Below are 21684 nucleotides of genomic sequence, written 5' to 3' on the forward strand. Positions count from 1 at the left end.
CGCTTCTGCCTAGACGGCGTGGACCGCGCTGGCGGCCGGCGCCGGGCCGTGCCCCTGCTCGTGGCAGGCCTGCTGCATCATGTCGAGGAACACCCGGGTCTTGGCCGGCATCAGCTTGCGGCTCGGGAACACCGCCCAGCCGTTCGCGCTCGGCATCTCCCATTCCGGCAACACCCGCACCAATTCCCCCGCCTGCATGTACGGCTGCGCGAACAGCGACGAACTGAGCGCGATGCCGGCGCCGCGCGCGGCGATGCGCGCCAGCAGGTCGGGCGAATTGGCCGTCAGGCGCGCCGGCAGCGCCCGCTCCCAGCGCACCTTGCCGCGCGTGAGCACCCAGGGCGCCGCGCCGCCGCTGCGGCTGAGGATGCACAACAGGTCGTGCGCCGATAAATCGTCCGGGTGCTCGGGAATGCCGTGCAGCGCCAGGTAGCCGGGCGCCGCGTACAAGCCAGGCTGCTCGAGCGTGATCGGGCGCGCGCTCAGGGTGGCGTCGTCGGGCAAATCTCCCATCCGGATCGCGATGTCGAAATTCTCCGCCACCAGGTCGACCCGGCGCGGCGACAAGTCCAGTTCCAGCGTCACTTGTGGGTAGCGCGCCAGGAAGCGCGCGATGACTTCGTTGAGGTTGTTGGCGAAGTCGCCCGGCGCCGAGATGCGCAGCTTGCCGCTTGGCGTGCCTTGCCGGTGCTGGGCCAGCGCGCCGGCCGCGTCGACCTCGTCGGCCAGGCGGCGGGCATGCTCGTACAGGCTGGCGCCAAATTCCGTCACCACCAGTTTGCGCGTGGTCCGCTGCAGCAGCCGTTCGCCGAGCGTGGTTTCCAGCAGCGCCAGGCGGCGTGAGACGGTCGACTTGGGCAGCTTGACGCGCTCGGCCGCGCGGCTGAAGCTGCCCGCCTCGACGATACGGGCGAACAGCAGCAGGTCATTCGGTTCCACATCCATGATTGTCCCACCAGCAGAATAATGTTATCCATTTTACTGGCTTCCGGATCGTTTTTGGAATTGCTAAAGTGGCTCCATCGAAACTTGATCAACCAACGAAGGGACCCACCATGAACATCCTGCAGATCACCACCAGCGTGCGCGGCGACGCATCGGAATCGACCCGCGTCACCAACCAGATCGTGGCCAGGCTGGTCGCCGCCAACCCGGGCGCGACCGTCGTCCGGCGCGACTTCGGCGCCCAGCCGCACCCGCTGCTGGACGGCGCCGCCTTGGGCGCGCTGTTCACCCCGGCCGACCAGCGCACCGCCGAACAACTGGCGCGCGTGCAGCTGGATGACGCCCTGATCCTGGAAGCGCAGGCGGCCGACGTGATCGTGCTGGGCGCCCCGATGTACAACTTCGCGATGCCGGTGCAGCTGAAAAGCTGGTTCGATGCGATTGCCCGCGCCGGCGTGACCTTCCGCTACACCGAGACCGGTCCGGAAGGCCTGCTGAAGAACAAGAAGGTCTATGTGGCGGCCGCGCGCGGCGGCGTCTACGAAGAAGCCAACGACCCGCAAGTGCCGCAGATGCGCGCGCTGCTGAACTTCCTCGGCCTGACCGACCAGACCTTCATCTACTCGTCGGGCATGGCGATGGGTCCGGACGCCGTGGCCAACGGCCAGGCTGCCGCCAACGCCGCGATCGAGAAAGCACTGGCATAACACGTAGGGTTGGCGGCTCCGCCGCCGACGCGGCGATGGTTGGCGGCTTCGATATCGCGCCGGATGATCTTGAAGCAAACAATCACCGCGTCGGCGGCCGAGCCGCCAACCCTACGCTACCTCCAGGAGAACACCATGAGCAGCACCTTGAGCGACACTACCCTCATCAAGACGCGCGGCGTCGAACGCATCATCAACGGCCAGTTCGTGATGGACGGCGCCGGAGTCCGGATCAACCGCGTGCTGACCGGTCCCCTGCAGCGCCGCCTGGATCCGTTCCTGATGCTCGACGCCTTCGGCAGCGACAAGCCGGGCGACTACATCGCCGGCTTCCCGGAACACCCGCACCGCGGCTTCGAGACCATCACCTACATGCTGGCCGGCCGCATGCGCCACCGCGACAGCGCCGGCAACGAAGGCCTGGTGACCGATGGCGGCGTGCAGTGGATGACCGCCGGACGCGGCGTCGCCCACTCCGAGATGCCGGAGCAGACCGAGGGCCTGATGGAAGGCTTCCAGTTGTGGCTCAACCTGCCCGCCACGGACAAGATGATGGCGCCGTGGTACCGCGACATCCCGCGCGAGGAAGTGCCTCGTTTCACCACGCCTGACGGCGTGACGGTGCAGGTGATCGCCGGCAGCACCCATGGCGTGGCCGGCGCCGTGCAGCGCGCCCGTACCGAGCCGCTCTACCTAGACCTGCATATCCCGGCCGGCGTCACCTTCGAACAGCCGCTGCCTGGCGGGCACAATGCCTTCGTGTACGTGTTCCGCGGCGAAGCCGTGATCGCGGGCAAAGGCGTGCCGCAGACGCGCATGGCGATCCTGGACAATGCGCCGGGCGCCGACGGCGTGCGCATCAAGGCGCTGGCCGACACCCGCATGCTGGTGCTGGCCGGTAAGCCACTGGGCGAGCCGATCGCGCAGTACGGGCCGTTCGTGATGAATACCCAGGCCGAGCTGGTGCAGGCGGTCGAGGATTTCCGCAGCGGGCGCTTCGCCTGAGCCGGCATCCGCGTCGAGCGAGGCGCCCCGCCGCTGTGCGGATGCAGGCGCCTTGCGCTACACTCGCGGGATGACACAACCGCAACACACCTGAACATGGCCCTGCTGGACACCCTGGGCGCGCTGCTCTCGCGCGCCAGCCACGCGCTCGGCCTGGAAAACGCCGACCGCTTCCCGCGCGGCCAGATCAATCCGCACACGCGCTGGAACAAGGCCTATTTCGACATCGCGTCCGACCTCAAGGCCGATCAGATGGAGCACATCATCTGCGCCGCGATTACCAATACCCCGCACGTGTTCGGCGAGATCCGCAATCCCACGCCGCGCATGCAGCGCGCCCTGCTGGCCGTGATCGAAGCGCAGCTGCGCCGCGCCGGCGGCCCGGTCGACCTGGTGCACCTCTTGATCCGGGCCTACCGCAGCCCGCACACGCCCGACATCGTCCCCGGCCTGCGCGACCAGATCGCGGCCAACGCGCAGTACGACGCCAACATCCAGGCGCATGCGGTGCTGGCCTTCCTGGGCGACGCGCCAGCGGGTTTTGGTGTGATCGAGGCGCGTAGCTAGCAGGCGTCCTGGCGTGAGAATCGGTGAGTGTTGGACCGGACTGCTTCGGCTATGCTTTCCCGATAACAGCCCTCTCCCCTACCTGCCAGGAGTTCGCCAATGCAGCCTCATGATCCGCGCGCCATCGTCAACGCCTATCTTGCCGCCTACAACAGCTTCGACCTGGAGCGCATGTTCGGCGTGCTGGCCGACACGGTCCGGTTCGAAAACTATTCGGGCGACGAATTGACGGCGCAGGCCAGCGGACTGGCCGAGTTTCGCCAGCTGGCGGAACAATCGAAAGGGATCTTTTCGGAACGCGAGCAGCGCGTCACGAAGTGGGAAATCGGCGACAGCGGCGTCACCGTCGACATCGCCTACCGCGGCACGCTGGCTCAGGACATCCCCGGCGGCCCGGCGGCCGGGACGGTCCTCGAACTGAACGGCGTGAGCGAATTCGCGTTCGAGGACGGCAAGATCAGCAAGATCGTCGATCGCGCCTAGCCGGCACGTTCGACGGCCGATCGACCTGTCAGGCCAACGCTTCCTTGGCCGCTTCCTCGGGCGTCAAGCCGTCGTAGAACTGGTCGGTAAACCATTCGATCTGTTCTTCGATGTGGTCCTGCGCCTGCTTCACGGTGGCGCCGCCGGCGACCAGGAAGCCTTCGACTTCGATGCACCAGTTAATGAGCGCCATCGTCTCTTCGTCGAGTTCTTCTTTCTTGGCCATATTGTTCCTTTTACACGTTCATGAGCGGCGGGTCGACGCGACCCGCTTCATCGCCATTTTACCGTGTCGGGACATTCCGGAGCCTCGCGGGTTCCGCTGTAACCCTTGGCCGCAGCCGCTTTACGGTTTCGACGGCATCGTAGAATCGGTGTTTCGCAATGACATTGAAGGAACGATGAATGGCCGACCCAGCAATCAAGGATCCAGGTGCACCGCCCGATATCGCGGCATTGAGCCTGCTCGACAAGGCGAGCCAGCTGCAATGAATGCTTCAAATCCTGTCGCTTACACTGTTCCTCGACTGCGCCCTCGTACTCACCAGAGGCCAGAACGTCCTGACGTATGCTTGGGAACAATTCAGCTGGTCGGCGTCGTTCGGCTTGATCGTCGTTGGAGTGGTTGCCTATTCGGTCCTGATATCGGTCGTAATACCGATTGCCGACGTTGCGCTCGGGAAGATGGTCGAGACGCTCCATATCGCCTACCCGGTATTCGATAGCCATGACCCGCACAAATATACGCGCTCGCAGCACCAAGTCACGCCGTATGAACTGCACGAATACGCGGATCGGCAGCAAAGTGATTACGCGCTCGCGAAATACAAGGAATACGTCGCCAACAGGGAGCGCACCAGCGACACAGCCGCCCAGCTGGCACGCCTGGCGCTCCAGACATTCGCGTTCCTGATCACGAACGTTTCTCTGGGCGCGTCCGGTTCGGACTCGCTGTTCAAGCATGCACTCATGTCGCTCGATGTGGAATGGGTCACCATGGTGACGCTCATGGCAGGGATCCTGCTGACAGGCTTATGGCTGGCGTATTGGTGCCGCAGCATGCCGTTTGGGTGGATTTATTTCGCGCCGCTCTACGATGAGATCGAAGCGAAAAGAAGAGCAGAGCGAATGAGATTCGAAGAGCATGCCGAGCGCTAGGTAAGCAGATGTCGGGCATGGCTGCGTTTCCCGATAAAATACCGGCACCCGAGTTACCTACTCCCACTTTCCTGCCTCGCTTTGCGAGCGCACTCACCGGCTTTGCGATCCATGACCACCACCCCAGCGCCATCACGCCAGTTCCAGTTCAAGTCCATCAACTACACCGCCATGCAGCCCGGCCCGCGCGTCATCATCATGGGCGCCACCCACGGCAACGAAGTCTGCGGCACGCTCGGCATCCGCCGCGTGATGGAGGAGATCGACAGCGGCAAGCTGCACATCGCCGCCGGCAGCGTGACCTTCGTGCCGATCGTGAATCCGCTGGCCTACCAGCAAGTGACGCGCAACGGCGACCGCAACCTGAACCGCGACCTGTTCCCGAAAGAGAACCCGCAGGACTTCGAGGACCACATCGCCAACTGGCTGTGCCCATTGCTGGCGCAACATGATGTGCTGCTCGACCTGCACTCGTTCGCGGCCCACGGCGAGCCGTTCGTGATGGTCGGTCCGCTCGACAACGACGGCGCGCTGCAGCCATTCAGGCACGCGGAAAAAGAGCGTGCCTGGGCGCGCCGCCTGGGCGTGCGCCGTTTCGTCGACGGCTGGCTGGCGACCTACGGCGACGGCGTGCAGCGCCGCAGCCGCAACGCCCAGGAACTGGAAACCGTGCTGCGCTACGGCGTCGGCACCACCGAGTACATGCGCAGCACCGGCGGCTATGCGCTGACGCTGGAATGCGGCCAGCACGACGACCCGGGCGCGCCCGACGTCGCCTATCGCGCCATCATGAACACGCTGGCGCACCTGAAACTGATCGTGGCGCCGGACCCGGAACCGGTGCCGTTCGAGGACATGGAAGCGCTGTCGATGGTGGTGGTGCACGACCGCCTGCACGCCGACGACAGCTTCGCGCGGCCGTGGAAGAGCTTCGATCCGGTCGCCGAGGGCGAGCAAATCGGCACCCGCGCCGACGGCACGCCGGTGACGGCCGAGTTCGGCGGACGGATCCTGTTCCCGGCGCCAAACGCGGCCGCCAACACCGAGTGGTACTACCTGACCCGTCCGAATCCGCAGTTCGGCCGCGAGCACGAATAAACCAGGCCCCAGTCCAATGCGCGGCGGTTTTTGGGCCGCCGCCAGCAAAGTTTTTTTGAATATCGTAAGATGACGATATTCGGATCGAGAAACTCCGATACAAGACAAAGACCCATGGACATCGACGCGATACACAAGGCGCTGGCCAATCCGGTGCGCCGCCAGATCCTGCAATGGCTCAAGGAGCCGCAGCAGTATTTCGCCGAGCAGGAACATCCGCTCGACTTCGGCGTGTGCTGCAAGCTGATCGACAAGCAGGCCGGCCTGTCGCAGTCGACCGTGTCGGCGCACCTGGCCACGCTGCAGCGCGCGGGCCTGGTGAGCACGCGCCGCGTCGGCCAGTGGGTCTTTTACCAACGCAACGAGGAGGTCATCTCGGCCTTCCTCGCACAACTGAACGACGGACTTTAGGAATACCCGATGACTACTTTGTTTGATCCGATCAAGGTCGGCGCCCTCGAATGGCCTAACCGCATCGTCATGGCCCCGCTGACCCGTGCCCGCGCCTCCGAAGGCCGCGTGCCGAACGCCCTGATGGCCGAACACTACGTGCAACGCGCCTCGGCCGGCCTGATCCTGTCGGAAGCCACCTCGGTGACGCCGATGGGCGTGGGCTATGCCGACACCCCGGGCATCTGGTCGGACGAGCAGGTCGAAGGCTGGAAGATCGTCACCGACGCCGTGCACAAGGCCGGTGGCCGCATCTTCCTGCAGCTGTGGCACGTGGGCCGCATCTCGGACCCGAGCTTCCTGAACGGCGAACTGCCGGTGGCCCCGTCGGCGGTCAAGCCGGCCGGCCACGTCAGCCTGCTGCGCCCGATGCGCGACTACGTCACCCCGCGCGCGCTGGAAACGGATGAAATCCCGGGCATCGTCGCGGCTTACCGCAAGGGCGCCGAAAACGCCAAGAAGGCCGGCTTCGACGGCGTCGAAGTGCACGGCGCCAATGGCTACCTGCTCGACCAGTTCCTGCACAGCTCGACCAACCAGCGTACCGACGCCTACGGCGGTTCGGTCGAAAACCGCGCGCGCCTGATGCTGGAAGTCACCGACGCCTGCATCGACGTCTGGGGCGCCGACCGGGTCGGCATGCACCTGGCGCCGGGCGGCGACCAGCACGACCTGAGCGACGCCAATCCGGCCGAGACTTTCGGCTACGTGGCGCGTGAGCTGGGCAAGCGCAAGATCGCCTTCATCTTCACCCGCGAAGTCGACAGCCCGAACGCGCTGGGCCCGATGATCAAGAAGGAATTCGGCGGCGTCTGGATCGCCAACCAGCAGCTGACCAAGCAGCGCGCCGAAGAACTGGTCTCGAGCGGCACGGCCGACGCGGTGTCGTGGGGCCAGCTGTTCATCGCCAACCCGGACCTGCCGAAGCGCCTGCAGCTGGACGCGCCGCTCAACAAGCCGGTGCCGGAAACCTTCTACGCCAAGGGCAGCACGGGCTATACCGACTACCCGGCGCTGGCCGCTTAAACAGCACTCACGCACGGCACCAGAGCAAGTTTCGCCAACGCTTCGCCCGCCCCAGCCGGCGAAGCCGCGGCGCCCCTCCCGCGCAGGACCGCCCGGTCCTGCGCACCTCCTCTTCCATTCGTATTTACGGCGTTCGCGCAGCATGCATATACCGTGCATATGCCCCGCGGAAGAACGACATATCCTCGTGTCAACTCACTTCAGTGCATGCTATTCTTGCGCGATTACTACGTCGCGCACACAGATGCGCCCACCAAGAGGAGTTGTTCCGTGAACTTTCCAGCACATCGCGTCATGGCGCTTGCCATCGCTTCCACGCTCGCCTTCGGCGCCGCCGTCCAGGCTGCAGTCCAGGCCGCTCCGGCAAAATCGACCGCCGCGCGCGCCGACAATCCATTCCTGTCGCAGGAAGACGCCTTCGCCCGCTCGGCGCGGGTCTCGAACGTGGACTACGCGCTGGACTTCACCCTCACCGGCAAGGAAACCTTCGCCGGCACCACCACCGTCACCTTCGACCTGAAAGACAACGCATCGGATATCACGCTGGACCTGAACAAGGCCACCGTCAAGTCGGTCAGCGTCAACGGCAAGCCGGTCCAGACCCGCTACAACAACGCCTTCATCACCCTGGCGGCCGCCGATCTGGCCAAGGGCCGCAACACCGTGGTGGTCGCCTACGAGCGCGTGCACAGCACCAACGGCGAAGGCCTGCACCGCATGGTCGATCCGGCCGACGGCCGCGTCTACACCTACTCGCACTTCGAGCCGGCCGCCGCCCAGCAGATGTTCGCCGTGTTCGACCAGCCCGACCTGAAAGCCAGCTACACCGTCAGCGTCACCGCGCCCAAGGACTGGCACGTGGTCACCACCACCCGCGAGACCGACATCCAGGATGCCGGCGCCAACCGCCGCTGGACCTTCAAGCAAACCAAGCGCCTGAGCCCCTACAACTTCTCGCTGCATGCCGGCCCCTACCAGGTGTGGGAAGACAATAGCGGCAAGTACCCGATGCGCCTGTTCGCGCGCCAGTCGGTGGCCAAGCAGGTGGTCCCGGCCGACTGGTTCCGCTACACCAAGAGCGGCATCACCTTCTTCGAAGGCTACTTCGGCATCCCGTATCCGTTCGAGAAGTACGACCAGCTGGTGGTGCCGGACTTCCTGTACGGCGCCATGGAAAACGCCGGCGCCATCACCTTCGCCGAGCGCAGCTTCCTGGGCGAGACCATGACCGCGGCCGAGAAGCAGCGCCTGGCCGAAGTGATCATGCACGAGATGGCGCACCAGTGGTTCGGCAACCTGGTCACCATGAAGTGGTGGAACGGCCTGTGGCTGAACGAAAGCTTCGCCTCCTTCATGGGAGTGCTGGCCACCGCCGAATCGACCGAATTCAAGGACGCCTGGCAGAACTTCTACCAGGGCGGCAAGCAGGCGGCCTACATCCAGGACCAGAAGGCCAGCACCCACCCGATCGAAGTGCCGGTGCCGTCGTCGGCCAACGCCTTCGACAACATCGACGCCATCACCTATTCGAAGGGCGGCTCGACCCTCAAGCAGCTGCGCCACCTGCTGGGCGAGGAAACCTTCCGCAAGGGCGTGCACAACTACCTGACCAAATACCAGTGGCAGAACGCCACCCTGCAGGACTTCATCGGCACGCTGGGCCAGGCCGCAGGCCGCGACATGAACGGCTGGACCAAAGAGTGGCTGTACCAGGCCGGCGTCAACACCATCGCCGCCAACTACAGCTGCAGCAACGGCAAGATCACCGGCTTCAAGCTGACCCAGAGCGCACCGAAAGACCTGCCGACGCTGCGCGAACAGCGCGTGCAGGTGGCCGCGTTCAAGGTCGACGGCGACAAGCTGACCCTGGTGAAGAACGTGCCGGTGACCTACAAGGGCGCGTCGACCGCCGTGCCGGACATGAACGGCGCCGCCTGCCCCGACCTGATCTACCCGAACTACCAGGACTGGGGCTACGCCAAGGTGCAGATGGACGGCCGCTCGTTCGCCACCGCCAAGACCAGCCTGGCCAAGGTCGACGATCCGCTGCTGCGCGCCATGCTATGGCAAAGCCTGTGGGACGGCGTGCGCGACGCCCAGCTGCCGCTCAACGAATTCATCTCGGTTGCCCTGAACAACGCGCCGCTGGAGAAGGACTACACGCTGCTGGGCGATACGCTGGGCAAGGTGACCGGCGCCAAGCGCTACCTCGACGCCATGAATCTGAGCGACGCCAAAGGCAGTGCCTACACCCGCGAGACCGGCAAGGCGCTCGAGCAGATGGCCTGGAACGGCGTCGCCGCCAACAAGGGCAATGCCGACTTCCAGCGCCGCTGGTTCGGCACCTACATCAGCGTCGCGAGCAGCCCGGAAGCGCTGGCGCGCCTGGCCGCGGTATTGGAAGGCAAGGACAAGGCCGAAGGCCTGGCGATCAACCAGGACCTGCGCTGGAGCATCATCGCGCACCTGAACCGCTATAACTACGCGGGAGCGACCGGCCTGGTCGACGCCGAACTGGCGCGCGACAAGTCGGACGCCGGCCAGATCGCCGCCGTGGCGGCGATGGCGGCGCGTCCGGACGGCGCGGCCAAGACCGAGTGGCTGGGCAAGATCGAGGACCAGCAGACCAAACTGCCGTTCTCGCGCCTGCGCACCGCGATGGGCAGCATCTATCCGGCCGAGCAGAAGGCGCTGAATGAAGCCACTGCCGACGCGCGCCTGGCGCGCCTGCCGGCGATCGACAAGGCGGCCGGCCCGGTATTCATGCGCGCCTACGCGGTGACCATGATCCCGGCCACCTGCACCCCGCAGAGCGTGGCGCGCCTGCAGCGCGCGGCCGACACGATGAAGGATCTGTCGGCCTTCACCCGCCGCTCGCTGCTCGACACGCTGCAGGACGACCAGCGCTGCGTGGCGATCAAGGGAGCGATGACCGCGCCGAAGGGCTGAACGGTCGATGGGCGCGGTACCGATCCTGATGCCGCGCCGCGCGCCCGGCTGGCCGCTGGCGGCCACGCTGGGCGCGCACGTCTTGCTGGCGTGGTGGTGGCTGCAGGCCAGGCCGCCGTTGCCGCAGGTGTTGCCGGGGCTGCGTGAATTCATGGTGGTGCCGGTGTTCACAACGCCGGAGCCGCCGGCGGCTCCGGCGCCGCCTCCTTCCGCTGCTGCCGCATCGCGGACGCCCCCGCCGCGCGCAGCCGGGCCGAAGCCGCGTTCCGCGCCTGCTGCTGCGGCGCCGGAGGCGGTGTTCACCGAACCGGTCGCGGCGCCCTCCTCGCCACCCGCGGCTCCTTCCGCCGCAACCGGGACTGATCCGTTCGCAGCGCCTTCACCGGCCGCCACGCCGTCCGGCGAGAGCGCCGCGGCGCGTGCCAGGCGCGAAGCCGGCGCCATTGACCGTGGTCTGCGCGACGGAAAAACGGCCAGCCTGCAGCCCGGCGACACGCCGTGGCGGCGTTTCACGGGCGCACTCGACAACGCGCACAACGATACTTCGCGCACGCTGAGCAGCGAGAGCTACACCACGCCCGATGGCGTCACCATTTACCGCTTCCGTCGCGGTAACCGCATCTATTGCCGCACCGGGGGCCACGTTCGCCCAGGCATCGGCAACCTGGCCGAGGGCGGCGGCATCGTCAACTTCGACCGCTTGGGCGGCGCAGGCGCGGCCGGCCTGATCGAATGCCCGGCCCAGGCCGCGTTCAAACGCGACTAGCACGATTAGCGCAAACCGCGCTTCCCGACATCGCCATCACGGGTCGGATCGGCTGTCCCGCCCGGTCCATCCGACCGATGCGGGCCGCACAACTCCACCACGCGGCGCCAGGCGCCGGTCGCCTCGCACACCGTCGGCGGCCGCCCTTCCAACAGCTTGCCCAGGTCGACCGGCTTGCCGTCGTTGACCGCGACGTCGCGCGCGATCGGCACGCACAGCACGTCGTGCCAGGCTGCGGCGTAGCCATCGGGCGTCGGCAGCGGTCCGCGCAGGCGCACGGCGGCCGCCTCGCACGCCGTCTTGCTGTCGAACTCGCCGCGCAGGCTGCTGCTCTCGAGCGTCACGTCGCGGTACTGCTGCAGGTACAGCAGCAAGATCATAGTGAACAATTTCTCTCCTTTATTGCCGACCAAAGGCGTCGATCCGGCATCGGCTCGACATTGGCGCACGCCTGCGCTGCATCAGCCTGCGCGCGGCGTGGCGGCGCTAGCCTTGCCAGTCATCGGAAAGGACACCCATGTTCAAGCTCATTACCTGGAATATCCAGTCCGGCCGCAGTCCGGACGGCAAACCCGATCTCGGCCGCGTGGTCGCCTGTCTCGACCGCTTAGCGCGCCACGACGTCGTCTGCCTGCAAGAAGTCGCTTCCGGTTTCGACCCCGGCGGCGAAGATCAGTTCGCGGCGCTGCGCGCATGCATGCCGGGGCATGCGGCAGTCAGCGCCATCGCCTGCGACCTGGCCGCCGATGCCGACCGCCCCGGCGCGGCCGACGGCCCGCGCCGGCGCATCGGCAGCATGATCCTGTCGCGCCATCCGGTGCTGCAGGTATTGCGCCACTCGCTGCCGTGGCCATTCGATCCCGCCGTGCCGAGCATGCCGCGCATGGCGCTCGAAGTCACGCTGGCCACGCCGGGCGGTTTGCTGCGCGTGATCAGCGCGCACCTGGAATATTTTTCGTACCAGCAGCGGCTGGCGCAGGTGGAACGGCTGCGCGAACTGCAGCGCGAAGGGCGTGCCCACGCCGTGCGTGCGCGCCCGGGTGGGGACGGCCCGTTCGCCGCGGTGCCGCGCGCCGCGCCGGCGCTGCTGGCCGGCGACTTCAACATGCTGCCCGGTTCGCCCGAGCACGGGCGCCTGCTGGCGCCGTTCGGCGACGATACCCCGTCCTGGCGCGACTGCTGGCACGTGGTGCAGCCCGGCCGCCGTCACGCGCCGACGGTCGGCCTGCACGACCTGCGGCCGGACGCCGCGCCGCCATTCACCTTCGACTACGTGTTCGCCAGCGCCGATCTCGCCGGCCGGGTGCGGCGCATGCGGGTCGACGCCAGCGAGCAGGGATCGGCGCACCAGGCGGTGCTGGTCGAACTCGACTGGCCGCCGCAGCAGCACCAGCACCAGCATTAGCACTGGCGCCAGCGCGGCGGCTGCGCACGCGACGCACGCCATGGATGCGGCTGCCGTACAATGCCCCGGTTCGCGGCCACGCCGCGCCCCACGAGGAACAACATTGGACTGGGATTATCCGCAACCGTTCGTCCTGCCGGTCACGCCGGCCGCCGGCGACATCGATGGCCTGAATCACACCAACAACGCGGTCTATGTGCGCTGGTGCGAGCAGGCCGGCTGGGCCCACTCGGAACAGCTCGGCCTGTCGCTGGACGACTACCGGCGTCTCGACCGCGCGATGGCGATCCGGCGCGGCGCGTACGACTACCTGCTGCCGACGCTGCCCGGCGAACCGCTCAGCCTGGCCACCTGGCTGGTGGGCGGCGACGGCAAGCTGTCGATGGCGCGCTGCTTCCAGCTGGTGCGCGACAGCGACGGCGTCACCGTCCTGCGCGGACGCTGGGACCTGGTCTGCATCGAGATCAGCAGCGGCCGGCCACGGCGCATGCCGGCCGAGTTCCTGGAGACCTATATGCCGGTGGTCGTCACGCCCGCACAAGGGCAGTGATCCCGCCGCAGCCGGGCTCACGCGGGAGACCTTCCCGGGATAGGTCAGTCTTGCGTCCGCACCGGCTGCCGGTCGACGCTGCGCGATCGTTGATAGATGCCGACCGCCTTGCCGTACACCTCGGTGTCCGCTTCATAAGTCAGGCCAAGCCGCCCGGCAACGCGCAGCGATGATTCGTTGCCTGGAGCGATGAGCGCCCGAACTGCTGGTTCGCGCCGGATCTCGAGCGCATGATGCAAGGCTGCGGCTGCCGCTTCGTTCGCGAATCCCTGGCCCCAGAAGGGACGATAGGTATTCCAGCCAAGCTCCATCACAGGGAATTCCTCGCGAAAGAAGGCGCCGACACACCCGACGAGTTGACCGGTCGCCTGTTCCTCGACCGCCCACCAGCCGGCGCCGTGGATCAGCCATAGTCCTGCCTGGTAACAAAAGATGCGCCAGGCACCCTGGCGGTCGGACTGGACCAGATGGGCCGCGCTTACCGGGTCGGCCAGATGCGCTGCGAATACATCGAAGTCCGCGCGTCGATATTCGCGAAGCGTGAGCCGTTCCGTGTGAAGGTAGGGAACACAAGTGATGAACTCGCTATGCATGCGCTGGATTCCTTGGTCCGGTGTCGGACGAGCCGTCGTTGTGGAGTGCTGGCTCGTTGTTGCGAAAGCCTGTATCCAGGCAATAGCAGACGGTCAATACAGCGGAGTGTACTCGGCGGTTGCAGTCAGAGCAACCAGACGGTTTTGTCAGGCGTTGTCAGCTGAAATCAGGGCTGGCCGCAGCCAGGCTCGGCGCGAATACGAGTGCACGCGGCGCGTCATCTAATTGCTCTTGTGCTCGCTTGCCGTCAGGATCGCCTCGTCCACCTTGAGCACGCTCAAGGACGATATTGAGCCAACCGGTGTCCGGCCCGCTTGTGGACGGCCACACTGAATCGTCACTGCCACCTACGACGAGGAAACGATGGTCCGTATTCCGTCTCTCGCACGCTTGCTGCTGCTCTGGATGCTGGCCGTGTTGGCCGTATTGGCCGCTACCGCGCTGGCCGGCTGCCGCCTGCGCGACGGCGGCAACGAGCGGCTGGTGGTGGCCGAGCTGGTGCGCACCCACCTGTACGTCGCGCCCGGCGGCTCGGACAGCAATCCCGGCACCCGCGCCGAACCGTTCCGCACCCTGATGCGCGCGGCCCAGGTGGTCACGCCCGGCACCACGGTGCACGTCGCGCCCGGCATGTATTCGGGCGGCGTGCGCACCGCCACCAATGGCACCGCGGAGGCACGCATCATCTTCCAGAGCACCGAACGCTGGGGCGCACGCATCGTGCCGCCGCTCGACGCGCGCCAGGGCGCGGCCTGGGACAACCGCGCCAACTACCTCGACATCATCGGCTTCGAGATCGACGGCACCCAGTACCAGAGCGGCATGAAATGGGTCAGCGGCATCTACAGCGGCGGCTCGCACAACGGCATCCACGACAACCACATCCACCACATCGGCACCGACGTGCCGTGCGAACCGAAGGGCGGCGCCGGGATCGGCGTGGACAGCTACTACAAGGGCGTCGACGCCACGGTCAGCGGCAACCGCGTGCACGACATCGGCCCGCCCGGCTGCCGCTTCATGCACGGTATCTACGTCAGCACCACCGCCAACGTGCGCAACAATGTCGTGTACCGCATCTCCGGCGCCGGCATCCACCTGTGGCACGACGCCAGCCACGTGACGATCCGCGGCAATACCGTGGCCGCGTCCGGCAGCGGCATCGTGGTCGGCGGCGGCGACTTCTATCACGGCAAGGGGCCGAACGACCACACCCACGTCAGCAACAACATCGTCTACGACAACCGCCACGGCATCCTGGAACAGGGCGCCACCGGGCGCCACAACAGCTTCCGCAACAACCTGGTGTACGACAACGACGAAGGCGACTGGAAGCTGGCCGAGGGGCGTGAGCACAGCGGCAGCGTCAGCGCGCCGCCGCAGTTCGTCGAGTACAGCGCGGGCGGGACGCCCGACTTCCGCCTGCGGCCGGGCTCGCCGGCGATCGGCAGGGGCTTGCCGGCCGAGGGGCCGGCGCCGGCCAGCAAGGGCGGCAATGGGGGCGGTCCGGCCGGCAAATCGGCGGATCAATCCGCGGGCAGGCCCGATATCGGTGCGCTGCCGCTTCCGGCGCTGTAGGGTTGCTTGCAGGCGCGCTGAAAGGCTTGCTCGCGAGCTTGCTCAAGTCTTGTTCGACAGCTTGCTTAAAAGCTCACGTGTAAGCTTGCTGACGGGGCTTCTTTACAGGCTTGTCAACAGGCTTACTTCACAGGATTTCCTGCACGCGCTCGAACGGGCGGCACAGACGCACGCCTTTCGGCGTCACCACGAATGGGCGATTGATCAGGATCGGGTTGGCCACCATCGCATCGAGCAAGGCGGCGTCGTCGACTTCGGGACGGTCCAGCTGCAGTTCGACGAAGCGCGCTTCCTTGCTGCGCACCGCGTCGCGTACGCTCAGGCCGGCGTCAAGAATCATTTTCTGCAGCGCCTCGCGCGACGGCGGATTGGCCAGGTAGTCGACCACCTGCGGTTCGTGGCCCGCTTCGCGGATCGCGGCCAGGGTGTTGCGCGAGGTGCCGCAGCGCGGATTGTGGTAAATCGTGATGTCAATTGTCATGACGGTTGCTCTACATTATCTTTCAGACAGCGGCATCATAACCACAGCACCCGTCCCCCGCCAGTTTTTTTGCTTGTCCGCCCCGGTGCATGCCGCTAGAATTGCCCGCTTCTTTTTCTACAGCGCAAATGCCTTCAATCCTGACGAGATGGCATCGCGCTGCCCCGGAGACTCGATGAGCAATTACCTGGTGCAAGCGTCAGAGCTGCCCACCCTGCGCCAGCGTCTGGCGTTGCGCGCCTTGCGCCTGGTCGGCTGGAAGCTGCACTACAAACCGCTGCCGGGACCGCATGGCATCGTGGTCGTGTATCCGCACACCTCGAACTGGGACTTCCCGATCGGCCTGGTCGCCAAGTGGGCGCTCGATCTCGACTTCCGCTGGCTTGCCAAGGATTCGTTGTTCCGCGGCCTGATGGGCCGCATCATGCGCTACTGGGGCGGTATCGCCATCGACCGCAGCGCGCCGATGGGCGCCACGCGCCAGATCGCCCAGAACATGCTGGCCGAGAAATGGTGCTGGGTTGCGATCACGCCCGAGGGCACGCGCGGCTACCGCCCGCACTGGAAGAGCGGCTTCTACCACCTGGCGCAAACCGCCAACGTGCCGCTGCTGCTGGTCAGCTTTGACTATGGCAAGAAAGAGCTGCGCGTGGTGGACAGCCTCACGCTGAGCGGCGACATCGAGCGCGACATGGACGCGATCCGCGCCGTCTACAAGGACGTGCAGGCGCTGCATCCGGAAGACGCCGCCCCGATCACGCTGGCACCGCGCGACAGCGACGAGCCGCGCCGCAAGCGCGCCTGACGCCACGGGTGATCCGGCACGACGGCAGACGCCGTCCGCAGGATCGACCCGCTCGGCCACGCGCTTGTACTACCGGCGCGCCGAGCGCCGCCTGCGACACCCGCCGCGCCGCGCTAGAACCGCACCCCCAGCGCCAGCGACGCCGTATCCCGGTCCGCCGCCGGGTGGTACTCCCCGCCCCATGACGGGTTGTACCCGAATTCGGCCAGATAGCGCTGGCGGTACTCGAAGCGCAGCGCCAGCGCCACCGACTTGCGTCCCTCGTTGAGCAGGAAGTCGCCCGACCAGCCCTTCACGTCATGCACGAACAGCAGGCTCGCGCTGCCGGTCAACTGCGGCGCCAGCGCCGGCAGCCGTGCATCCAGCCGCACCCGGTATCCCCATGAGCGCGGCGTGTTGTAGCCGCGCAGGCTGCACTGGCGCGCCGCGTTGCCTGTGGTGATATTGCAGATGCTCCCCACCGGCCCCACGCCGAAGATGTCGGCCCGCCCGTAGCGCAGCAGCGCCGGATCAGGCAGGTCGCGCACGTGCTTGCCCACCGCCTCGATCGTCTCCGCCAGCGGCACGCCGCGCAGGGTCCATTCGTGACGTGCGCCGAGTTGCGCCTGCCACATCGCGTACAGGTCGTAGCCGTGGAAGATCCCGCCCGGCGGCACGGCATTGGCGCGTGCGCGCAGCAGCGCCGGCGCAGTGGCGCTCAAAAACGGCGGCAGCACGTCGCCCGGCGCCAGCATGAATGGCGTCTGCGGCCGGTACGACACCTCGCCGTAGATCGTGGTCGGTCCCCGCTTGCGCGAGAACGTCGCGGCGCTGATGCGCAAGCCTTCCGGGTACTCGGTGAAATAGGCCATGTTGCGGCCATCGGGATCGCCGGGGATCAAGGCTGGTCCGCCGGCACGGGTACTGCGGCGCAGCGACGGCAGCGCGGCGCGCGCGTTATAGCGCGCGTGGTACAGGCCCAGGTCGAGGTCGAGCGCCTTGACGCGCCAGGTGGCGCCGACGCCGAATTCGTGGGTCTGCGGCTGCGGCGTCGGCAGTCGCTTCTGGAACGCGCCCAGCTGGACGCGGGCGCGGTCGCTCACCATCGGCGGCCCGCTCATGACCTGGTCGCAGCCGTCCGCCAGGTAGTCGCTCATCGACCACAGTGATCCGCACAGGTCGAGCGCGGTGGGCCGGAAGCTGGTCTGGTAATACGCTTCCAGCGCCAGCCCCGGCATGGCTTCGATGCGGCCGAACAGCATCGGCCGCGGCACCAGCGTCTCGGGCGGTACCGTCCCCGCGCGCCGCAGCCCCGGCAGGTCGCGCGGATTGAGCGCTTCCAGTCCACCCTGGTGCAGCGTGCGGCCGCCCCACTCCAGCGACTGCTGGCCGACGCGCGCCAGCAGCGCGACGTCATTGATACGCCAGGTACGCTGCACCCAGGCCTCGGCCAGGGCGACGCCGTCGAAGCGCGTCCGTCGCGCCGCGCCGGCGTCGCTCAGTGGCGCGCCCGCTGCGTAGCCGTTGACGACATTGCCCCATGGCCGCTCGTCGTGCAGCAGACCGAGGTCGCGCCAGGCCTTGACCCGCAGCGCCGCCGACCACGGTCCCTCGCTCGCGCTCAGTTCGAACAAGCCTTTCACGGCGCGCGACGCCGCGTCCCAGCGGGCGTAATTCGTATTGGCGTCGTCGGCGTTGCCACCGCTGCCGAACCCGGCCAGGCCGATGGTGGACGCGTTCACGCCCGTCAGCAGGTCGGGATCGCGATCCTGGACCCGGATCACTTCGCCGTAGGTGATGCGGCCGCCGAACTTGACGTCGGCGCCCGGGACGGCGCCGGCCCAGCTGGCCAGCAGCAAGGCGGCGCAGCTGCGGCGCAGCAGGAGTGGACGGGTGCGGCGCTGGCAGGACATGGTCTACCTCGACGTGATCGGCCCCGGTGCGGATGCAGGCATTGTCGTTACAATGCCGCGCCGAAAGATCGTAGTAGAACGGTAACTTTCAGTCAATAAAAAGATTGCTGATCAGGCACGCTTATGCCGCGTGCTTATACGGCTTGCTCAGGGCTACCGCCTGCAACGGGCGTTCCTGCGGCAGGCGATCCTGCGGCAGGCGTCCCTGCGGCAGGCGTCCCTGCAGCCGCCGAACCCGCCAGCCGGTCCCATGCCATCGCCGCGCTCAGGAACACCTGTCCGCTCAGCGCCTGCAGCAGGTCGCTGTCCTTCAGGCGGTCCATCACCGGCCCTTTCACTTCGGCCAGGTGCAGCACCACGCCGCGCTGGCGCAGCGAGGCGTTCAGTTCGCCCAGCCCGAACAGAGCCGAGGTATCGATCGCGTTCACCGCCGACAGCACCAGCACCAGGTGGCGCGTGCCCGCGTGGTCGAGCAATTCTTCGTCGATGCGTTCGTTGACCGCTTCCACGTTGCCGAAAAACAGACCCGCATCGACCCGCATCATGAGCAGGCCCGGCGTAGTCTCGGCCGAATAGCGGTCGATGTTGCGGAAATGCTCGGTGCCGTGGATGCGGCCCAGCACCGCGATGTGCGGCCGGCTGGCGCGCCAGATCAGCGCGCCCATCGACAGCGCCACCCCGACCACCACGCCCGCCTCCACGCCCAGCGCCAGCACGCCGCCGGCGGTGGCCAGCAGCGCCGCCGCGTCGGCGCGGTCGTAACGCCAGGCTGTGCGCAGCGTGGACAGGTCGAGCATGCCGAGCACGGCGACGATGATGGTCGCCGCCAGGGTCGGCAGCGGCAGCAGCGCCAGCCAGCCGGTCGGCGCCACCAGCGCCAGCGCCAGCAGGCCGGCGGTGATGATGCTGGCCAGCTGGGTGTTGGCGCCGGCCGCGAAATTCACCGCCGAACGCGAGATGCTGCCGGTGACCGGGAAGCCGCCAGAGAGCGCGCTGCCGATATTCGCCGCGCCCAGCCCCACCAGTTCGCTGTTGCTGGCCAGCTTCTCGCCGCCGCGCTTGAGCGCCAGCGCCTGCGCGCCGGACATGCTGATCAGGAATACCATGAAGCCGATCAGCAGCGCCGGCTGCAGCAGCGCCTGCCAGTGATCGGCCGACGTCGCCAGGTTCAGTCCCGGCAGTCCGGACGGCACCGCGCCGGTGATCGCCACGCCGCGCCCGGCCAGGCCAAGCAGCGGCACCAGCGCGGTCGCGCCCAGCACCACGAACATCGGGGCCAGCTTGGCGCCGATGTCGGCCGCCACCGGCTTGACGCGCAGCGCGCGCAGCAGTGGCGCCAGGTACTGGCGCGCCGCCACCAGCAGTGCCAGCGAGCCAAGGCCGAGCAATGCACTGGGCAGGTGCGGCGCGGTCGGCGCGCCGCCGACCAGGGGCCGCAGCTGGCCCCAGGCGATCACCAGCGCCGAGCCAATGGTGAAGCCGCTCATCACCGGGCGCGAAAAGAAATTGGCGAGAAAGCCGATGCGCAGCAGGCCGCACACCAGCAGCACCACGCCCGACAGCAGCGCCAGCTGGGCCGCCAGCACGCCGTACAGGGCGCTGCCCGGTGCGGCCAGCGGCGCCAGGGTCGACGCCGTCATCAGGGAAATGATCGCCATCGGCCCCACCGACTGGGTCGAGCTGGTGCCGAACAGCGCGTACAGCAGCGGCGGAAAGATGCTGGCGTAGATGCCAACCACCGGCGGCAGGCCGGCCACCAGGGCGTAGGCCATGCCCTGCGGGATCATCATCATCGCGACCACGATGCCGGCGCTGATGTCGCCCGGCAGCGCGGCGCGGCGGTATTGCCGCAACCACTGAAGCATCGGTATGTCTGGCTGGATTGCCGGATTGGAAAGGCCGCTAGCGTAGCATATTTACCGTCCCGCCGGCCCGCCAGGCCCGTCCGGCCAGCAGCTTCTCACGCCGCCAGCGCCACCAGCCACACGCCGGCCGCGCCGATCGCCGCGCCCAGCGCGCGGCGCAGACGCTCGACCGGCATTGCACCGGCCAGCATCACCAGCGCGCTGGCCAGGATGAAGCCGGCGCCGCTGCTCATGCCGCCCAACTCGCCACTCAACTCGTTGCCGTGCGCCAGGCCGTGCAAGAAGGCGCAGGCACCGACCGTGATTACTGCCAGTTCCGGCGGCACGCGCCGCTGCAGCGCCGGCGCGCAGGCCGCCAGCACGCCCAGCAGCAACACTGAAGCGGCGATCGACAGCTCGAGCGCCGGCACGACGATCCGGCTGCCGGCGCTCGCCGCGCCCAGCGCCATCAGGACCAGGAAGGTCGGCGCCAGCACCACGCCGTGACGCTGCTGGCGGCTCCACAGGCCGACGGCGAGCAGCGCCAGCAGGTGATCGACGCCCGTCACCGGATGCAGCAGGCCGTTCACGAAGCCGCTGTCGGCGCCGTGGCCCGGATGGGCGGCGGCCGGCAGCGCCATCGCCAACACGCCTGTCGCCACGGCTGCCCGGCGCATCATCGTCATCTTCTTCGTCATCCCTCGTTCTCCTTGCGCCACAGCGCATTTCCGTCAATGGTCCAGCAAACCCTGTTCGCGCACGAACGCCACCACCCGGTCCACGCCTTCGCCAGTGCGCAGGTTGGTGAACACGAACGGCCGCGCGCCGCGCTGGCGGCGCGCATCCTCGGCCATGATCCCGAGGTCGGCGCCGACGTGCGGCGCCAGGTCGGTCTTGTTGATGATCAGGAGGTCCGAGCGCGTGATGCCTGGCCCGCCCTTCCTCGGGATCTTCTCGCCGCCGGCCACGTCGATCACGTACAGCGTCAGGTCCGACAATTCCGGGCTGAAGGTCGCCGCCAGGTTGTCGCCGCCCGACTCCACCAGCACCAATTGCAGCGCCGGGAACTCGGCCTGCAGCCGCGCGATCGCTTCCAGGTTGATCGAGGCGTCCTCGCGGATCGCCGTGTGCGGACAGCCGCCGGTCTCGACGCCCATCAGCCGCTCGGGCGGCAAGGCGCCGGCGCGCAGCAAAATCTCCATGTCCTCGCGCGTATAGATGTCGTTGGTGATCACCGCCATGTCGTACTGCTCGCGCATGCGCCGGCACAGCATCTCGCACAGCGCGGTCTTGCCCGAGCCGACCGGCCCACCGATGCCCACGCGCAGCGGGTTGGATGGCCGTGGGTTGGAAGCTGCAGTCATCTCGTGATCCTCGGTTG

The 21684-nt window shown here is 67.3% G+C and carries 23 protein-coding genes; 14 read left to right on the plus strand and 9 right to left on the minus strand.

The genetic code is table 11. The features are described from left to right. Positions 1–9: 9 nt before the first annotated feature. A complete protein-coding gene (locus QPK27_RS22290) occupies positions 10–945 on the minus strand; it encodes a LysR family transcriptional regulator (RefSeq protein WP_290420377.1) in 936 nt (311 codons plus the stop codon). A gap of 110 nt (positions 946–1055) precedes the next feature. Between QPK27_RS22290 and QPK27_RS22295 the strand changes: the two genes are divergently transcribed. From QPK27_RS22295 to QPK27_RS22310, 4 genes are all read left to right on the plus strand, one after another. Beyond that, a complete protein-coding gene (locus tag QPK27_RS22295; protein WP_290420378.1) occupies positions 1056–1652 on the plus strand; it encodes an FMN-dependent NADH-azoreductase in 597 nt (198 codons plus the stop codon). A 135-nt stretch (positions 1653–1787) separates the two neighbouring features. Then, positions 1788–2657, plus strand: coding sequence for a pirin family protein (locus QPK27_RS22300; RefSeq protein ID WP_290420379.1), 870 nt, complete (start codon positions 1788–1790; stop codon positions 2655–2657). Positions 2658–2753: 96 nt separating this feature from the next. Beyond that, positions 2754–3224 carry a hypothetical protein gene (locus QPK27_RS22305; protein ID WP_290420380.1) on the plus strand — a complete coding sequence of 157 codons (471 nt, stop codon included), beginning with the start codon at positions 2754–2756 and terminating at the stop codon, positions 3222–3224. A gap of 99 nt (positions 3225–3323) precedes the next feature. Continuing rightward, on the plus strand, positions 3324–3707 hold the full coding sequence (locus QPK27_RS22310) for a nuclear transport factor 2 family protein (RefSeq protein ID WP_290420381.1): 384 nt from the start codon (positions 3324–3326) through the stop codon (positions 3705–3707). 28 nt (positions 3708–3735) lie between these two features. Here the strand turns inward: QPK27_RS22310 and QPK27_RS22315 are convergent, their stop codons facing one another. Further along, positions 3736–3933, minus strand: coding sequence for a hypothetical protein (locus tag QPK27_RS22315; protein WP_290420382.1), 198 nt, complete (start codon positions 3931–3933; stop codon positions 3736–3738). A gap of 266 nt (positions 3934–4199) precedes the next feature. Here QPK27_RS22315 and QPK27_RS22320 point away from each other — a divergent pair, with 266 nt between their 5' ends. The 6 genes from QPK27_RS22320 to QPK27_RS22345 all read left to right on the plus strand — a co-directional run bounded on the left by QPK27_RS22320 (position 4200) and on the right by QPK27_RS22345 (position 11154). After that, positions 4200–4865 carry a hypothetical protein gene (locus tag QPK27_RS22320; protein ID WP_290420383.1) on the plus strand — a complete coding sequence of 222 codons (666 nt, stop codon included), beginning with the start codon at positions 4200–4202 and terminating at the stop codon, positions 4863–4865. A 111-nt stretch (positions 4866–4976) separates the two neighbouring features. Then, positions 4977–5963: a succinylglutamate desuccinylase/aspartoacylase family protein gene (locus tag QPK27_RS22325; protein ID WP_290420384.1), complete on the plus strand. Its 987-nt coding sequence runs from the start codon at positions 4977–4979 to the stop codon at positions 5961–5963. A 114-nt stretch (positions 5964–6077) separates the two neighbouring features. Beyond that, positions 6078–6374, plus strand: coding sequence for a helix-turn-helix transcriptional regulator (locus tag QPK27_RS22330; protein WP_290420385.1), 297 nt, complete (start codon positions 6078–6080; stop codon positions 6372–6374). A gap of 9 nt (positions 6375–6383) precedes the next feature. Next, positions 6384–7439, plus strand: coding sequence for an alkene reductase (locus QPK27_RS22335; RefSeq protein ID WP_290420386.1), 1056 nt, complete (start codon positions 6384–6386; stop codon positions 7437–7439). A gap of 270 nt (positions 7440–7709) precedes the next feature. Then, positions 7710–10388 carry an aminopeptidase N gene (gene pepN / locus QPK27_RS22340; RefSeq protein ID WP_290420387.1) on the plus strand — a complete coding sequence of 893 codons (2679 nt, stop codon included), beginning with the start codon at positions 7710–7712 and terminating at the stop codon, positions 10386–10388. Between the two features lie 7 nt (positions 10389–10395). Further along, positions 10396–11154: a hypothetical protein gene (locus QPK27_RS22345; protein ID WP_290420388.1), complete on the plus strand. Its 759-nt coding sequence runs from the start codon at positions 10396–10398 to the stop codon at positions 11152–11154. Between the two features lie 5 nt (positions 11155–11159). Here QPK27_RS22345 and QPK27_RS22350 read toward each other — a convergent pair whose 3' ends face one another. Beyond that, positions 11160–11534 (minus strand): hypothetical protein, encoded by a 375-nt coding sequence (locus QPK27_RS22350; protein ID WP_290420416.1) that lies wholly within the window; start codon positions 11532–11534, stop codon positions 11160–11162. Positions 11535–11671: 137 nt separating this feature from the next. On the opposite strand from QPK27_RS22350, the gene QPK27_RS22355 reads away from it, so the two are divergent. Together QPK27_RS22355 and QPK27_RS22360 are read left to right on the plus strand one after the other, a co-directional pair. After that, positions 11672–12559, plus strand: a complete 888-nt coding sequence (locus QPK27_RS22355; protein ID WP_290420389.1) for an endonuclease/exonuclease/phosphatase family protein — start codon at positions 11672–11674, stop codon at positions 12557–12559. A 103-nt stretch (positions 12560–12662) separates the two neighbouring features. After that, positions 12663–13109 carry a thioesterase family protein gene (locus QPK27_RS22360; RefSeq protein ID WP_290420390.1) on the plus strand — a complete coding sequence of 149 codons (447 nt, stop codon included), beginning with the start codon at positions 12663–12665 and terminating at the stop codon, positions 13107–13109. A 44-nt stretch (positions 13110–13153) separates the two neighbouring features. Here the strand turns inward: QPK27_RS22360 and QPK27_RS22365 are convergent, their stop codons facing one another. Then, entirely contained in the window at positions 13154–13702 is a 549-nt protein-coding gene (locus QPK27_RS22365) for a GNAT family N-acetyltransferase (RefSeq protein ID WP_290420391.1), read from the minus strand. Between the two features lie 364 nt (positions 13703–14066). Here QPK27_RS22365 and QPK27_RS22370 point away from each other — a divergent pair, with 364 nt between their 5' ends. Further along, complete coding sequence (locus QPK27_RS22370) at positions 14067–15281, plus strand: right-handed parallel beta-helix repeat-containing protein (protein WP_290420392.1); 1215 nt, start codon at positions 14067–14069, stop codon at positions 15279–15281. A 127-nt stretch (positions 15282–15408) separates the two neighbouring features. Here the strand turns inward: QPK27_RS22370 and arsC are convergent, their stop codons facing one another. Beyond that, on the minus strand, positions 15409–15762 hold the full coding sequence (gene arsC / locus QPK27_RS22375; RefSeq protein ID WP_308633601.1) for an arsenate reductase (glutaredoxin): 354 nt from the start codon (positions 15760–15762) through the stop codon (positions 15409–15411). A 175-nt stretch (positions 15763–15937) separates the two neighbouring features. Here arsC and QPK27_RS22380 point away from each other — a divergent pair, with 175 nt between their 5' ends. Next, positions 15938–16567 carry a 1-acyl-sn-glycerol-3-phosphate acyltransferase gene (locus tag QPK27_RS22380; RefSeq protein ID WP_290420393.1) on the plus strand — a complete coding sequence of 210 codons (630 nt, stop codon included), beginning with the start codon at positions 15938–15940 and terminating at the stop codon, positions 16565–16567. 113 nt (positions 16568–16680) lie between these two features. Here QPK27_RS22380 and QPK27_RS22385 read toward each other — a convergent pair whose 3' ends face one another. From QPK27_RS22385 to ureG, 4 genes are all read right to left on the minus strand, one after another. Continuing rightward, a complete protein-coding gene (locus QPK27_RS22385; protein WP_290420394.1) occupies positions 16681–18459 on the minus strand; it encodes a DUF1302 domain-containing protein in 1779 nt (592 codons plus the stop codon). Positions 18460–18593: 134 nt separating this feature from the next. Then, the gene (locus tag QPK27_RS22390) at positions 18594–20324 is read right to left on the minus strand and encodes a SulP family inorganic anion transporter (protein WP_290420395.1); all 1731 of its coding nucleotides are present in this window, start codon (positions 20322–20324) and stop codon (positions 18594–18596) included. 95 nt (positions 20325–20419) lie between these two features. Beyond that, on the minus strand, positions 20420–21001 hold the full coding sequence (locus tag QPK27_RS22395) for a HupE/UreJ family protein (RefSeq protein WP_290420396.1): 582 nt from the start codon (positions 20999–21001) through the stop codon (positions 20420–20422). 33 nt (positions 21002–21034) lie between these two features. Then, complete coding sequence (gene ureG / locus QPK27_RS22400) at positions 21035–21667, minus strand: urease accessory protein UreG (RefSeq protein ID WP_290420397.1); 633 nt, start codon at positions 21665–21667, stop codon at positions 21035–21037. Positions 21668–21684: the final 17 nt, after the last annotated feature.

The sequence above is a fragment of the Massilia sp. YIM B02443 genome (genome assembly GCF_030411955.1).
Taxonomy (GTDB): domain Bacteria; phylum Pseudomonadota; class Gammaproteobacteria; order Burkholderiales; family Burkholderiaceae_D; genus Telluria.